The 14831-nt window shown below is 58.0% G+C and carries 12 protein-coding genes and 1 CRISPR repeat array; of the genes, 1 reads left to right on the plus strand and 11 read right to left on the minus strand.

Going from position 1 to position 14831, the window contains the following annotated elements; all coding sequences use genetic code 11:
* Positions 1–93 precede the first annotated feature (93 nt).
* Positions 94–1077 carry a hypothetical protein gene (locus AX768_RS08485; protein ID WP_155524199.1) on the minus strand — a complete coding sequence of 328 codons (984 nt, stop codon included), beginning with the start codon at positions 1075–1077 and terminating at the stop codon, positions 94–96.
* A 185-nt stretch (positions 1078–1262) separates the two neighbouring features.
* Between AX768_RS08485 and AX768_RS34415 the strand changes: the two genes are divergently transcribed.
* Entirely contained in the window at positions 1263–1442 is a 180-nt protein-coding gene (locus tag AX768_RS34415) for a SymE family type I addiction module toxin (RefSeq protein WP_442857254.1), read from the plus strand.
* A 94-nt stretch (positions 1443–1536) separates the two neighbouring features.
* Here the strand turns inward: AX768_RS34415 and AX768_RS08490 are convergent, their stop codons facing one another.
* From AX768_RS08490 to cas1f, 10 genes are all read right to left on the minus strand, one after another.
* Positions 1537–1782, minus strand: coding sequence for a hypothetical protein (locus tag AX768_RS08490; protein ID WP_061999587.1), 246 nt, complete (start codon positions 1780–1782; stop codon positions 1537–1539).
* Positions 1783–1815: 33 nt separating this feature from the next.
* Positions 1816–2448: a hypothetical protein gene (locus AX768_RS08495; RefSeq protein ID WP_061999588.1), complete on the minus strand. Its 633-nt coding sequence runs from the start codon at positions 2446–2448 to the stop codon at positions 1816–1818.
* On the minus strand, positions 2433–3698 hold the full coding sequence (locus AX768_RS08500) for a hemagglutinin repeat-containing protein (RefSeq protein WP_061999589.1): 1266 nt from the start codon (positions 3696–3698) through the stop codon (positions 2433–2435). Before AX768_RS08500 ends, AX768_RS08495 begins: the two co-directional genes overlap by 16 nt.
* Positions 3699–3724: 26 nt before the next feature.
* A complete protein-coding gene (locus AX768_RS08505) occupies positions 3725–3976 on the minus strand; it encodes a hypothetical protein (RefSeq protein ID WP_155524201.1) in 252 nt (83 codons plus the stop codon).
* Positions 3977–4469: 493 nt separating this feature from the next.
* Positions 4470–5519: a CRISPR direct-repeat array (repeat unit 27 nt; unit sequence TTTCTGAGCTGCCTGTGCGGCAGCAAA).
* A 131-nt stretch (positions 5520–5650) separates the two neighbouring features.
* Complete coding sequence (gene cas6f / locus AX768_RS08510) at positions 5651–6214, minus strand: type I-F CRISPR-associated endoribonuclease Cas6/Csy4 (RefSeq protein WP_061999591.1); 564 nt, start codon at positions 6212–6214, stop codon at positions 5651–5653.
* A gap of 5 nt (positions 6215–6219) precedes the next feature.
* Positions 6220–7236, minus strand: coding sequence for a type I-F CRISPR-associated protein Csy3 (gene csy3 / locus AX768_RS08515; protein ID WP_062000883.1), 1017 nt, complete (start codon positions 7234–7236; stop codon positions 6220–6222).
* Positions 7237–7273: 37 nt separating this feature from the next.
* Positions 7274–8353, minus strand: a complete 1080-nt coding sequence (gene csy2, locus AX768_RS08520) for a type I-F CRISPR-associated protein Csy2 (protein WP_061999592.1) — start codon at positions 8351–8353, stop codon at positions 7274–7276.
* Complete coding sequence (gene csy1 / locus AX768_RS08525) at positions 8350–9750, minus strand: type I-F CRISPR-associated protein Csy1 (RefSeq protein ID WP_061999593.1); 1401 nt, start codon at positions 9748–9750, stop codon at positions 8350–8352. Before csy1 ends, csy2 begins: the two co-directional genes overlap by 4 nt.
* Positions 9751–10150: 400 nt before the next feature.
* Positions 10151–13693 (minus strand): type I-F CRISPR-associated helicase Cas3f, encoded by a 3543-nt coding sequence (gene cas3f / locus AX768_RS08530; RefSeq protein ID WP_061999594.1) that lies wholly within the window; start codon positions 13691–13693, stop codon positions 10151–10153.
* A complete protein-coding gene (cas1f, locus tag AX768_RS08535) occupies positions 13690–14682 on the minus strand; it encodes a type I-F CRISPR-associated endonuclease Cas1f (RefSeq protein WP_061999595.1) in 993 nt (330 codons plus the stop codon). Before cas1f ends, cas3f begins: the two co-directional genes overlap by 4 nt.
* Positions 14683–14831: the final 149 nt, after the last annotated feature.

Genomic DNA, 14831 nt, shown 5'->3' on the forward strand with positions numbered 1-14831 from the left:
ACACTAGTACGAGCAAAGGCAAACAAAGCCAACATGCTTATGCGAATGCAAATCTCCGATACAGCCCTCTTCTTCTATCAAGCAAACTTTCGCTCATTTCTTCTTCCCTTGCGATTCGATAGCGGTTTGCGCTGGCCCTAGCAGAACCTGCATGAATGCTCCCACCGGTCCTGGCAAAGCATATTGAAACCCTGAGCCAATAATCCCAGCCCCCGCACCGAGCGCGCCGGACATCATAGGATTACTGCTTGAATTCGTTATAGCAGTCGCTCCAAAGGCTCTCACGCCACCAACCGCTACGTTGTACCCACCCATCGCAACTTTTCCGGCAACGCCGGTACCAAGCGTAGTCAATGGCGGAAGAAGCGGTGCCATTGCGCCCGTCACACCACCAACCGTGAACGACTTCGTAAAATTCGGAGCGTCCGGCGACAGTCCCATGCCATGGCTGATCGCATCACCAACGAAGTCATACACCGTGCCCGCCCCCCACGCCGTGGCGACCGTCGGTGCAACGGCACCCAGCGCAACCAGGCCAAGCCCCGCACCCACAGCAACGCCAATCTGTGGATGTGCCTCATGCCCTGGCATCGTCAATTGCTCCGGCGTCAAGGAGCCATTCTTGTTACCGCCCATGAACGGACTGTTGTACTCGGCCGATGTTGCGCTAAACAGTGTCCCGGCATATTGGCTGATGTAGGCCACCGCCACTGCATCACCGCCCGGCCCCTTGCTGGCCGCTGCATCGACCAACCGATAACCGTTCGCCAGCAACATGCTTTGCGCCTGATCAGGCGTCAGGTCCTGCCCAGTCTGAGCCTTGTAAACCGCCGCAAAGTCCATCGCGTTTCTCGTGGCCCACTGCCTCTCATCCAGGTGAAGTTGCCGATTGAATCGGTCGTCGTTGTATCCCGCGATCGCGCCAGCATTGCCGCCAACCGCTCCGCCCGCACCCGTGGCAATGACGTTCGCCACGATGTTGCCCAGCGTTCTATCGATATCCGCGTTACCCGTCGGGCTAGAGTTGGCAATTGAATCGCTCAGTGCGTTGAGCTTGCCTGCCGATATCGATGCCAAACCGCCTCCCGCTGCTGAACCTGCCGCACTCGCTATGCCTCCACCCAAACCACCCACGAGCGCCGCGCCCGCCGCCTGCATTTCCGCTCGATACGTACCGCCTTCTTTCCACCCCCAACTCACAGAAGGAGTTGACCATGGTTGACGCCAATCTTAAATCGAGCTCGACCTCTACCGAACGCTTTATGGCCTACGAGCGCGCCACTCGATGGACCGTTTACCCGCCGCACCGGCCACCGCCCACGCAACGGCCTATCCCGCGTATCAGGCTTATGGGCCGATGGCTCGAGCAAGCTGGATTCAAACCCGACGGTCGTGTCTGTATTCATGTTCAAGAGGGCCCATTGATCATCACGCCAGCGTGAACCACGCTCGTAAGAACAACGAACCCGGCCTTAGTCGGGTTCGTTGTTACTGAGACTTGTCTTGATCGTCGTCTTTGTAACTCTCCAAGCCTTTTTAAGAACCGTTATATTTTCTAAGGTCTAGAACGCGGATATCTTTGTTGTAGCCCCAGCCGAAGATGACGCCGATGATCAGGCAAACAAAGCCAACGATGTTGATCACTAACTTTGCCTCCTCGGTGTGAGGCTGACGGACGACCAAGATACAAGCTACGACACCGGCCAACGCTACATACGAGAATAGGCGATATGCGCGCTTCTCGAAGGATGTCAAATTGTCATTGTTTGGCTGATCGCGCATTTTAGGTTCTCAAGGCAAGGAAGCGTGAACAAGTTATTTCTGATTCGGAATAACGTACGGCTGTGCTGCCGACGTTCCAAACGTAAAGAGCGTCTGCACGCCGCGGCCTTGCGGAATAGCCAAGCCCGCAAACGTCGTAGCAATGTCATACAGAATTGATGACGAACTCGGTGGACTAAGTGCGTAGTTAGCGGATTTCATCCCAGCAGCCCCGACTAAGGCGCCAACATCAAAGGGCGGAGGGAGCCAGATGGCAGCCACTCCCATCGCGGTAGAACCAAGGTCCGTTGCCGTTGCCAGTTGCGCCCTCGTCGGAGGATTGACTGTGGTGTTGATCGTTGTATTTACAACACCGCAATCGCCACGCGGACAAACGCTCCCCGTCGATCCCGACGAATCATACTGCGGCCCGATCTGCGGCTGCGTAGACGAAGCTGTGTAACCGCTCACGGTGCTCGGCACAGCGCCAGGCGCCGCCGACGCATAGTTCTTCACAATGTAAGCCTGGAGCTGTGGATCGGCCGCGACGGCGGTCTGGGTCCGGATCGGCTTGCCGTCAGCAGTCTGACCAGCGCTCATCCAACCTGCACTGGCGTCGCTCGGGGCTTGACCAATCAGCGTCACTGCCGCGCCGCTCTCGACCGTGCCGTTCACCGTCGCGCCCATGATCCGCAATTGATCTTCGACTTGAGCCTGCGTGTAAGCATTGGCGCAATGCCGCCGGTGTTGCTGCCCGATGTATTGCCGTGTGTGGCGTACGTGTTGCCACCGTTGCCCGTCGACGCGCCACCGCCGAAACCACTCGATTTCGCATCGTAGCTCGAACTATTCTGGATGTCCGAGAAAGTGAGCGTGCCGGTAGTCAGCGTGTTTTTATCGGGTGTAGCATCGCTGGCAATTAACCCACCTTTCAGGTCAGTGCCGCCCTTGACGGTAATGTCGAAACCATCCGTTCCCGCATGAATCACAGTTTGTTCCGTCACGCCTGCATAGTTGCCGTTCGCACGACCGCTGCTGTGATTGAAGCTACCCGATGCACCGCCCGCGCTGATCGCAATGCCTCCGCCCGTGCTGTCCTGCTTCGCCGCGCTCGTGCTCGTATCCTGAGTCGGTGCGATATTTAAATTCCCGCCCACATCCATTGATACCGACTTGCCATTCACATTCGCGCCGATCAGGTTGGTATCTCCGCCGCTAATAATGGTCGCGTTGTTCGCAGCGTTGATATGCGTGTTGTTGCTTGCAGTTGAATCCGAGTTTGCATTCCCATGCGCCTTGGACATCGACGCATCGACACCGATTCCACCCGTTCCCACCGATACCCCCACGCCCGTGCTCTTCGATTCATTCGTGCTGCGCGTGCTGTCGGTATCCGTGCTGTTCGTGAGATTCACCTGATTCGCCGCGCTCAGGATCACATTGCTGGCGTTCACATCGGAACCGGCGATATCGACGTTCCCGCCCGTGGCAACAAACGCCGCGGTGCCGCCAGCCTTCACCGTCGAACCGGTGGTGTTCGAGCTGTCCTGCGTGAACGTCGACTTACTGCTCGATGAACCCCAGCTCAGTTCGAGCTTCGCGTCAGGCATCTTGCCCGCAGCCAGATCTTGCGCCGCACCGTTCGCTGCGCCTGCTGCATCGTAAGCACCGCTTGCCGCCGCCATTACGTGCAAGGCACTCGCGCGATCATCTTGACTTCGTGCGCCTGAACTGGCTTGTCGAAGTGTGTTCTGCGCGGCATCGATCACCGGCGCACTGGCCGTGATCGAGAACCCGGTCGTCCTCGACTCGTGCGTTTCATCGTGATGACGGTTCGTCTGCGAGCCATCGATGACGACATTCGCCGCCACGCCCGTCACATCTTGCGCCGCAACGATATCCGACCCCGTCACGTGCAGCGTGCTCCCGGCCTGCATGTGCACGCTGCCATCGGTACTGCCGATCAGACTGCCTTGCTCAGCGTGGCCTGCGCGTGCGCTACATCGATGAGAAGCGGTTGCAGACCGAACAGGCAGAGCGCGGCGAAGGTGGACTTGCGAGTGGCGAACCAGGTGGCGCGCGGCGGTACCGCAACGACTTTGGGCGCGGCCTGATTGATCGCTGCTTCGCTTTTAGCTTGAGCGCTCGCGGACTTTGCAACGGGCACCATCGTGCGCATGCGGGTGAGCACTGACCTCAAACGACCCTGATTCATGCTTCTCTCTTCTTATTACTATTGTTTTTACGCGGACTCGGACCGCGTGCTGGACCGGAATATCAGCGCCATGCCGTTCGAGAAGCAGTTCGTTCTGGCGCGCTACGCGTCATAACCGTGAGCTAATGCGAGCTGTGCTAAATCCTGTCGCACCAAAAACGCAGGCCTTCAGCTACGGCGAAAGTGGGCGACACGGACTGCGAATCAAAATTCCGTCATCCGGGGTCAGAATTGTTCCTACTGCGAAGCAACGGTACGAAACCTGTTGTGCCACAGATAGGAATACTCCGAGCGGGGCGAAATCTTAATGCCCAAGCTCACATTAGCAAGCTCAGTAATTTCTTAAATTACGTGAAGTGATTCCACCAGTTGTTATCAACGTCAAGTTGAAGTAATCAATTTCGATTGATCTCGACGAAGGATCGCGGTGCGTTCAAAACTGGTGCGTTCGCGTGCACACCTCTGATGGCGCAGCAGCCTTCGAGCACAGTGGGTTCTGAGCTGCCTGTGCGGCAGCAAACAAGGGGTACGCCGATTCGCAGAACAGTAAATATTTCTGAACTGCCTGTGTGGCAGCAAACCTCACGCATCGCATCAAGCGCGTTGTTAGCCCTTTCTGAGCTGCCTGCGCGGCAGCGAACTTGGACGGGCTTTGCTTCGCGGCTCGGATTGATTTTCTGAGCTGCCTGCGCGGCAGCGAACAAACCACGGGAACGGCCTTAGTCGCCCTAGTCTTTCTGAGCTGCCTGCGCGGCAGCGAACACGCGAAAAATTCGCCTCTTCTAAGATCGTGGATTTCTGAGATGCCTATGCGGCAGCAAACTAACTAAAGACACGGAGCTAGCTGAGGCGGTATTTCTGAGCTGCCTGTGCGGCAGCAAACATCATCGGCCGCTGCTTTGCGCTGTTGAGGATTTTCTGAGCTGCCTGTGCGGCAGCAAATTGTACGTGCGCGCCTCTGGTGGCCCCGTCATCTTTCTGAGCTGCCTGTGCGGCAGCAAACCGCAGAAATCCGTACCGCCGCTGAGATTTCAGTTTTCTGAGCTGCCTGTGCGGCAGCAAACGGAGTGGTCTTGAACCCGCAGTGGGTCGACGGTTTCTGAGCTGCCTGTGCGGCAGCAAACCGATGACTTCGCCGCTTTGCGGGTCCGGCTCGTTTCTGAGCTGCCTGTGCGGCAGCAAACATGAAGATCCCGCGCGCGCCGAGCGTCATCGATTTCTGAGCTGCCTGTGCGGCAGCAAACCGTACGACGGCCTTCAGTGGACGACCTGGGTTTTTCTGAGCTGCCTGTGCGGCAGCAAACAGCGATCATGAAATCGCGCGCGATACCCTGTTTTTCTGAGCTGCCTGTGCGGCAGCAAACGAACGACTATCGACGCTACCCGATGAGGCAAATTTCTGAGCTGCCTGTGCGGCAGCAAACGTGAATCCATTGCGCAGCACGAGCACGCATATTTTCTGAGCTGCCTGTGCGGCAGCAAATTCTGGCGGCGCTTTCTCGTCCGCGCTCCACTCTTTCTGAGCTGCCTGTGCGGCAGCAAACTAGACGAGCCTTACCTTAACGCATTGATTTCAAAGAATATCCCGACTGGCCCTGCAATTTACCCAAATCGTCGCCTCATCGCTAACTCATTGATTTACCAACAACCTAAAACCAGTCCAGAAAAAAGGGGCTAGAAACATGGCACGCTCGCTCCCTGACTCAGCCCATAACTATTAAACGGTCCCAACGCTCCTGCTGGCACCCCAACCTGCTCAATAAACAAACAAAACGGCTGCCCCGTACTCGCGCTTCGTATCTGTACGTAAGGCAGATTCGGCGTTCGCTCAACGCTATCGGGAATTGCCTCGGCCGCTTGCTCCATGCTTTCGCCCTTGCGTTGCATACGGCGGCGGCGCATGCGATCAGCATTCGTCTTGAACTGACGGCGTTGCACGATCTGATGCGTCGCTCCAGCCGGTACCAACCCGACCGCCGTCACTGCCACATGATCGCGCATGCCTTGAAGCCAGGCGTGCTTCATCAAACCCAGCAAAGCCGGTTCACCGCCGTGCAGCCGTAGCACCCGCCCGAGCGAGCGCGGACGCAAGCTATATTCGGGAAAGCTGATGCCGATGTCGTCGGTCCGAAGCTGCACCAGCGCCCTATGCAGTTTCGCCACAAGCGCGCCGAACAGATGCGCCTGGCTAAACTCTGGATCGGGCAACAAGGTTATATCGATAAAATGTGTCGTCATGGCTATCAGCTCGTGGCGCCAAACACCCCGCCGCGAATGAGCACGGCCATGACAAAATGTTGCTGCTCCAAAGGCGGCGCCTGGTCTTTGAGCAGCCAGTCATCCAGCAACGTGTAGAAGTCCTGCTTTTGCTTAGGCTGACGATACGCCTTGCCTTGCGTGGTGACCGATCCATAGGGCTCCACCGCGATCGGACCAAGTTCCTGCGCGTCCTCATACCAGGTATCGATTGTTCGCACAGCATTGCCGATCTTTTGCGAATGCATTGCCGCCACGTCCTGCACGCAATACAGCGTCCGACTTTTTTTGCTGTCGTTCTTGTCGAGAATCAGTTCCTGCGACGGAAAGACTTCCTGCCCGCACCCGAGACGCACGTAAGCAGTCACTTGGAGCAATACATGCATACGCCCTGCCAGGCCTTCGGCGATCAGCCCGCCCAGCGTTTTGACGTTCTCATCAAGTTCGTTCAGCGCACGTAGGTTTTGGGTCAGTGCATCGAATGACCAGACTTGTCCGGGCTGGCCGTTCCGCAGTTGCGCCACTTCAACCTGAACGCTCTCCGCTCCGATCCGGTTACGCCAGAGAAAGCGTCCATTCGCCAAGTTGGCTGCGTAGCGATTCGCCAGTTCGATGAAGCCGTGTTGCCCGACATAGTCATTCACCGCACCCAGCAGTCTGGTCCGATACGCGGCGCTGTTGCACGCCGAAGGCGTACCCGCACCGGCGAGCACGCGCAAGGTGAACTGCACTTTGAGCGTGTCGGCTTCAACTGGCAGCGTGGCGACATCCACTGTCTGCAAGTTGGGGTTCGTTATGGAAGCATCCAGCTTGGCCGGATCTTGATCCTTGGTCTTGAGTCGATTCGAGATCGTGCCGCGCACCGATTTCTCACGAAGACGAATCGGTGGCCAGGCCGCTGCGTTAGCGCGGTCATCCCAATTGCCTGCATTAAAAACGGCATCGGACGGATCAAGTTTGCGTTCGAAAGCGAGAACAGAAGCGGTAATCAATTTTTCAGACACGATAAACATCCTGTAAAAAAGGTGATGGCAGACAGATTCAGTCGAAATCGGGAATGTCGTCGCCGGCCAAACTGGTGGCGGACCCGGCGTGGACATAACCGCTGCGGCAGCGATACAAACCGATAGCCGCATCGGTTTCGGGCCGCCACAGGATTTCCTGCACGTGGTTGAGCCGATGCGGACTAATCCATTGACCGAACGAATAAACCGACTCAACAAACACGCAGGGCGTGGACGCATCGCGCGTGTTGGCGACGGCGCCAGCCGGCAATGGTTTTGTCAGGGCGGCATAGCCGACGGGTATGGGTACCGTCCAGCCGTCGCCCTTTTGTTTTGACGGATCCGCCCAGCGCTGCTTTTCGGCTTTGGAATTTCCCGGCGTGCTCTTGGACGGATCGCCAGGCACAGGTTTGAAGTTGAATCGCGCTGCGTCGAGCCAGGCATCGAGCAACGTGGCATCAGGCAGTGCGTCGCGCATAGTCCGATGACGTTCCGCCAGCAAATCATCGCGTCCGACCAGCGCATAGCCGGGCAACCACTGATATCGCCAGCGCGCGAATACCAGGGCCTGTGCCTCTTCGTCCTCCGAGATCGGTTCCATCCACGCTCGCGTGCGCCTTCCCGGCATGGAACCTGTTGGCAGCAGCGTCCCGCCGGCAATCCGCATGCACGCCACGATCTCTGCAACGCGCGCGGCCCATTCGGACATCTGCGCTCGCTGATCCGCCGTGGACCCGGCGCCACTCGCCAATAGTTGCGACGCAGGCACCGTCAACTGGAACATCACGGTCAATTCCAGGTGAATATGGCCTTCCTCCACGATGGCCGCCGTGGCTCCATCCCTGTCCACAGGATTGCGGGTCAACCGAAACGTTTTCACATAGCCGTCTGTCAACTGCTCCTCATGGTGATGACAGATCACTCCTACTTGCCGCAGCTTCAGTGGTAATCCAGCGGCTGTCAGCTTGCGCTGCAACGCCCACATCAGACCGGTAAATGCAGTGATGGATGGAAAACCATGAGTAAGCGGACTGGAGATTGCATTGGCGTTTTGCACTCGCAGATGTGGAAGGACAAGCAGTGCTTTTGTTGTGACGTCCTTTGTTGAATGGCTCATTTGTTCTTCCGCAGTACAGTCAGCTCATCATGTGTCTTGCGCACAGGAATGTATCCGGGTGCATCTTGCAGATCGCGAATACGGCGCAATTCTTGTATCCAGGACCCGTCCTCGCCCATGCAGATCCGGCGCCATTCCTTGGACTCTATGTATTCGACCTTGGGCAGCTTGTCCCGCAGTTGACCATTGAGCCAGTTGCCGAACCGCTGAGCAATAAGAGCGGGCCAGTCCATGAATTGCCATCGACTGGCGAACGCGGTTTCTTCTAGCAGGTCCGCCCGATACGGGTCCAGCCATAGCTTCTCTTCGTCGGCCAGATCATCGAATAGCGACTCCGTTGTCCACCCCGCGGGTTGGTGCGACAGTTCAGCGCCATAGATGACCAGCTCGTCTACAAGACTGTTCACGAGGCTCTTGACACGTTTGCGCGTATCTTCATTTGGTCGCGGATTGCTGAGCAGAAACGCAGTTAAATCCCGGACGATGGCGCGCACCGGAGGGCGCGCGCCAAAGGCTCGATCGAAAATCGATTTTGCGTTGACCGGACGGAAGTTGCGCTGCTTTTGCCAAACCGGTGGCAGCGATGCCAGCAGATAATTGATGCCTCGACGTTCGCTGTTTAGCTGGGAGATGTTTTGAGGCTTTGTGCCTCCCAGATGTCGAGCTGCAAGACCTCGGTATTCCCGATAGACCCCATCGTGCGGCACGCCGTCGCGACGAGCTTGACGCGCCGCTTTGTTCGCATCGCCAAACCGCGCGTCCTGTATCTCTTCATGCACGGCTTGAGCCAGCGACGTGGGGTATAGCGGTGACAGGAGGTAATATTGCGCATCGTCGTTGGCATCGTCGCCTACCAGCCAGTAGACCTGCTTCGCACGCACATGTGAAGTCGGCTGGCCTTCCCGTTCAGCAGTGAGACTGACGAACGCATCTCGAAGAGCAGAAGCCTTAAGCGGGTCGGTGCTGAGCGCTTGCAAAGCATCATCGTCATTGGCACTCAACGCCTGCAGCAGAGTAGTCCCGCTGGCTTCTATCTTTAGCAACTTGTACACGTCGAGCGCCGCGGCGTTGCCGACTACGTCCATTGCAAAGACGCTGCCAAGCGCATGGCTGCCCAGTTCGGCGAGCGGCGACAGACTCGCAGGCGAGACAAAAAGGTTGGTGCCGCGTGCCTCCGGATGAATGGGCTTGAGCGAATGCGTGACGGCCTGAATCTGTTTGACACGCACGGCTGCATTTTCAAGCCAGGGACCGCGTTGGTGTTCCGCAATCAGTTCTGAGCGTTTTGGGTCGTCAGGCGGGAGCTTGTCGAGCTTTGCCTGGAGCCGGTCATGCAGGAATGCATCGATGGCGGCACGGAAACGCCGGCGGTTTGGCGTTACTGGTGATTCAGACATCAGTTTCCTTCCGAACTAAAATCAGGGAGAATCCCCGGTTCGTGACTATGAACCGGGGAATGAAGCTGATCTCCAGCCTCAAGCTCTTCTGAGCACGCGACAGCTAGCCACGATAGGCCCTCCTCTTTATAAATGTTAATTTTTGTTAGATACCCTAAGCTTTTCCCCTGCGATCTGATCGCTTGGGGGAATGCTTAAGCCACAGTCGAATCCGATTAGAAGTTTACTTCTCTCGGCATCTGGACTCACCGCGCATAATCATAATGCTCTGTCCTTTAACGTTGGTCCGCAATGTTTGTAAAATTTTTAGTTACTTCGTATAACTACCGAAAAGGTAGCTTAGAAAGATTAAAAGTTGGCTTCCCAAGACCCCTTTCTGCCGAACAGGCAGCACCAGACCTCAAGCCGGTTTAAACCCCAGCACCGGATGAAACAGCCACCCTTGATCCGACTCCGAGGCCGGCAAACTGGCGGTAGCAACCTGTTTCGCACTGTCGTACAAACTCTGCCCCTGCGAATCCGCCCATTGCCGCAGCAGGTCCATCAAATCGACGTAGCACCACGGACCAATGCCTCGTCCATCCGGAGAGCAATCACGAACCGGTCTCAATAAGTGGCGAATGTCAGCGTAAGGTGTTTGCCCGCGCTCGCGCCGATCTATGACTCGATGCATGCGCAACTCATCCTCGTCCTCAGTCGGTAACAACACAACGTCGTCCCGCTTCTGCGGGTCGTCCCGAAAGCGCTGGAGCTGGGGCAACAGTCCAGTCAGCAAGATTCGCTGCCCTTCGTCAGCATCGCGGACATACCAATGCCGCGTGGCATCGCGCTTGACCGGTGTAATTAGCTTGCTGGTCTCATCGCGTGGCAACATGGTGTCGCGCATCCGGGCATGCTCCAGGTCGATCAGGCTACCCTTCGGCTGCAACTTCTCCCCTTGCCGAATGCGTGGCCGGGCATCGATGGGCCAGTCGCTTCCGCCGTCTGGCAAGAGATCAGTCAGACGGTGCGACTGCAAGTGAAAGTGCGTTAAAGAATCGTGTTGCTCCGTTCTTTCATGCTTCCCTAATGACGACGTCGAGTTCTTTTCGAATCCCGGCATGCAAAACACCGCATCCTTATCGCTGCTCCTTTCGAAATTTCGCAGGTTTGTATCGAACACCAGCATGTTCCGCCGCGCAACCGCCCCACTCCGATGACGGCGCACCCGCCCGGCAAGCTGGATCAACGAACGCATCGATGAAGGTTCGACGATTGCCCAGTCAGCATCCCAGTCGCGTCCGACCTCGCAGACCGGCGAGGCCAGCACCACGAACATTTGGTCCGGCTCCGGATGCGCGTCGAGCAGCGCCCGGACCGAAGGATGCAGTAACGCAGGATCGTCGCCGGTTTTGCCCGGACGTCGATCGAATACCGCATCGAGTTGTTGCTCGATATGCGACCGTGCCAACAGCGGAAACTGCGAGTGATACACACACAGATGCACACGCACGTTCGGCACTGGCGCGCCCTGCCGATACATTGCGATCGCAACGTCGAAAAGCGGACCAATATTGGCCATGCGCACCAAACCGAAACTCACTCGCTTGCCGCTCCCCGAATCGACGCAGTGATTTTGCTCGTCCTGATGCAGCGCCCAACCGCGTTCGAGCGCCATGCAAGCAAACGCTTCGCGGCGCGTTTGTTTTTGCATCGATTGCCAGGCAGCCGGGAGTTGCACGAGCCCGGCTTTGCGCCGGACTTCGGCGCGTGCCAGTTGAGCGCAACGCTTGTTCACGAAGATTTCGTGTGCATCGGCGAAGCTCTCGCCATCGCCACAGTCGGCGTGCGACTGCGCGAACTCGTCGATCCACAGACACGCAACGCGCGGCGGTTCTGTGGGTCGTTCCCCACGGTTACGCTGGTAATGAGACCTGCCGTCCAGATAGGCCAGATACAGTCCTCGCACCAGCGCGGGCGGCAACGTAGCCGACGAAAGCAACACCCGCGCGCCCAGGAGTCCCGCCCAATGCACCAGCCGCATCAAGGCGGGCAGGTCGTCCATATCGAAATCGTCCGGCTCGTCGAGGACCAGGTCGCCGGTCATCAGTCGCAGCATCGGTGCAATCTGGCGTCCGCCACGTGTGCTCTCAGTGGCGGGCGTCAGATGATCCACTGTGCAGACCAGCACGGGCGCTGCGATCAATGAGCGTACTTGCGCATCGTCGGTCAGGCGTTCCAGTAGCGGATGCTGATCATTGCCTTCGAACATGACCTGGCCGCCTTCGTCGAGCAATGCCTGCGCAGAGGCCGAACCCGTGGCTTCAGCCTGCATTTCCCAGTAATCGAACACTGCACGGCTCGCCGCTCCGCCCACTTTGATGGCCAGTTGCTCATCGTTTAGCCCCAGGTCGTGCTGGAAACTGCGTCCGGTTTGCATCGTGAGCGTACGCAGCCCGATTGCGAACACACAACGCATGCCGCGTTGCGGCTCCGCTAACGCGTTCATGATGCGTGCGTTTCCCAGCGTCTTGCCGCAGCCGGTAGACGCCATATTTACGATGAAAGCACCGTGTTCAGCCGCGCGCGGACGCACACCGACAGCCAGATCCGCTGCCTTGTCCTGCCAATGAAAACGTGCATTGGCACTGCGTTTTCTAAGACCGCGATGGTTCTGCAAGGCCGGCAAGCTGCGCACGAGCGAAGGTAGCGAGCGAGCAATCAGTGATGCGTGGGCCTGGACGCCGAGCAGATGCTCATCGAGCGTCTGGTTGAAAAATGGTCCCGCGCCAGTTTGTTGCAGGCGTTCGATGCTCCGATTTCCGAGCGTGTTGGCATAGAGTGGATAGTGCGGATTACGAAAACGTTTGCGGCGAGGTTCGTCTTCGATGCTTGAGTAGTGGTGATCGGCCAGCATCAGGCACAACCGCGAGACGTGCATTAAGAATGGATCGTCGAGCGCGCTCCGGCTGACCTCGGGCCGGGAAAGCTCCAACAGCTTGCAAGCATATCGAGCCGCCTGCTTGCGCCAAGGGGCCAGGACAACCGGTAGGCCCGAGGGGAACCGCCAATATCGCGCGACCGTAGCGCCAGGAACGTCTTCACAAGGCTCATTCCAGTCCGCACTGATCTTCTCAAAGAGTCCTCTTAACTGATATGTCTCAATACTGTCGAGATGGGCGCCGAAGCGCCTCCAGCGGCTTTTCGGTTGGTCGTCATCGGCGTCCGTGCTGCACTCTTTTTGTGAAACCGGACGGCATGGCAACCGATGATGCGTGAGCACCAGCCACGCTGCGGCTTGCGCGAGCGGCGGCATGGTCGCGAACGGTAAGCTAAGTGCGGCCTGCTCATCCATTCCATCCCGCAACAGGCGACCCGCCCGATGATCGAGCCATTGCGCTTCGAAGGTCTTGCCGTCCATCTGCGCGTCCGCGCAAGCTGCAAGGCGGCTCAGCCAACTCGCGTCGTCGCGTGCTTCTCCGACGAACGCCTGGAAAAGCCGAACCGAGACCCATTCGTGGCGATAATGGTTGCGCTCCCGCGAGCCGTGTCCGCGAAGTCGGGTCTGAAACGCCTGCGTGGCCTTGCCCAGATCATGCAGCAGCGCGGCCAGCGCAATCATGGCCGTGATCGTGGGCAGGTTGTGCCACGTGTTTTCATCGTCGGCACGCAGCACGTTTTTCGCCGTCGCATTGGTGGGCACGGCCCCTTCTGAATTGAATCGGCGTGCATCGCCCACAATCCACAGCAACTCGCTGCGATCTCTTCCGCATATCCAGTGACAGGCAACCGCGGTGTTTTTGCGTGCGTTCTGTCTGAGCAGTTTGCGCACCGTGTCGAGTCCTGCCTGTGTAATCGGCGTCTGCCAAGTACGCTCACCGCGCCGCTCAGCAAACTGATCGAGGATGCGCCGGGTTTCGGCAAGGGCGCGTTTCGTGCATTGCGAAACGAAAAGGACGTTCATGTTTCCGCCCGCGCTGCAGTTACCAAACCTGCCGTATCGAGCGCGATGGTCTTGAGGGTGTCGATCATGAAGTCCAGCGACTCGTCTCGCGTCAGCGCCTCGATGCATTGGCGGCGGAACTGCTGCTCGTCGTCGCCGCGCATGGCTGAAATAAAGGCCTGCGGCAAGATGACGGCGTCCTTGACCAGATCGGCCGCGTCGAACACCAGGCCGCCGCGCCGCGTCTTGCCGTGCAGAACGGCCAGTCCGTGGGGCAATCCGAGGACCCAGGTCGCGGTAGCGCCCAGGCCGTAGCCAAGATAATTGCCGTGGTCCAGATACCGGTTGGCGGCGTCAGTACCGGTACCGCGCTTGGCTCGTGTGAAATCGCCATAATCCACGGCTTCCACTGCAAGCTTGAACAACGCTTTGGTCAGGCGTGCTTCGTCGGTCAGCAACGCAGTCAGATCATGTGCATCGGCAATGCGCTTGCTGAAACTGGCTGTCAGCGCCTGCACGCGCTGCACGTCGACTTTGAACCCGGCGTCGAACAACTTGCGCGCGCGCCAGGCTTCCCGTAACCGTTGCAGGCGGAACACTTGCAGTTGCTTCGCGGCGTGCAGTCGCAGCGCATCATCGAACCAGAAGCGTGTCCACGCTTGCAGGTATTCGGTTGGCCGATATTCGCTTTGGGGCAACATCCAGGCTACTTCGACATCGACCTCAGTGGCACTGAACAAGGGCGTGCCACCGCCGCCGCAAAAACCGACCAGGACGCCGGCCTTGGCCAGTTCTCGCATGGCCGCCTGGGTAATGGAGGTTCCGGTACCCAGCAGAATGCTGGTTGTATTGGCAATGGGAATGTTCCAGTACAGGCTTTGCTTGCCCGCATCTGTGACATATTCGACGCGGCCGCCGTTCAGAAGCACCCGGCAGTGTTCAAGGTAGTAGAGATTGGCGCGCTTGGAATGCAGGATATTTTTAAGATCTGATGCTTGAATCGATTCCACTGAGACCCCGGACTGCTCTCGAAATCGATACAGGTACATCAAATCGCAGCGCTGCGAGTTGCGGAAGCGCAAAACCTGGACGAATAAAACCGCAAACACAAAAAGCCCGCGCTTTCAAGGCGCGGGCGAACGTCCTGCTTACGTTTTCT

Origin of the sequence: Burkholderia sp. PAMC 28687 (assembly GCF_001577465.1) — a bacterium.
GTDB lineage: Bacteria > Pseudomonadota > Gammaproteobacteria > Burkholderiales > Burkholderiaceae > Caballeronia.

Coding starts and splice junctions, on each gene's coding strand:
- AX768_RS34415 (WP_442857254.1), top strand. CDS start 1,263: ATGGCCTACGAGCGCGCCACTCGATGGACCGTTTACCCGCCGCACCGG.
- AX768_RS08490 (WP_061999587.1), bottom strand. CDS start 1,782: ATGCGCGATCAGCCAAACAATGACAATTTGACATCCTTCGAGAAGCGC.
- AX768_RS08495 (WP_061999588.1), bottom strand. CDS start 2,448: ATGGGCGCGACGGTGAACGGCACGGTCGAGAGCGGCGCGGCAGTGACG.
- AX768_RS08500 (WP_061999589.1), bottom strand. CDS start 3,698: ATGCAGGCCGGGAGCACGCTGCACGTGACGGGGTCGGATATCGTTGCG.
- AX768_RS08505 (WP_155524201.1), bottom strand. CDS start 3,976: ATGAATCAGGGTCGTTTGAGGTCAGTGCTCACCCGCATGCGCACGATG.
- cas6f (WP_061999591.1), bottom strand. CDS start 6,214: ATGACGACACATTTTATCGATATAACCTTGTTGCCCGATCCAGAGTTT.
- csy2 (WP_061999592.1), bottom strand. CDS start 8,353: ATGAGCCATTCAACAAAGGACGTCACAACAAAAGCACTGCTTGTCCTT.
- csy1 (WP_061999593.1), bottom strand. CDS start 9,750: ATGTCTGAATCACCAGTAACGCCAAACCGCCGGCGTTTCCGTGCCGCC.
- cas3f (WP_061999594.1), bottom strand. CDS start 13,693: ATGAACGTCCTTTTCGTTTCGCAATGCACGAAACGCGCCCTTGCCGAA.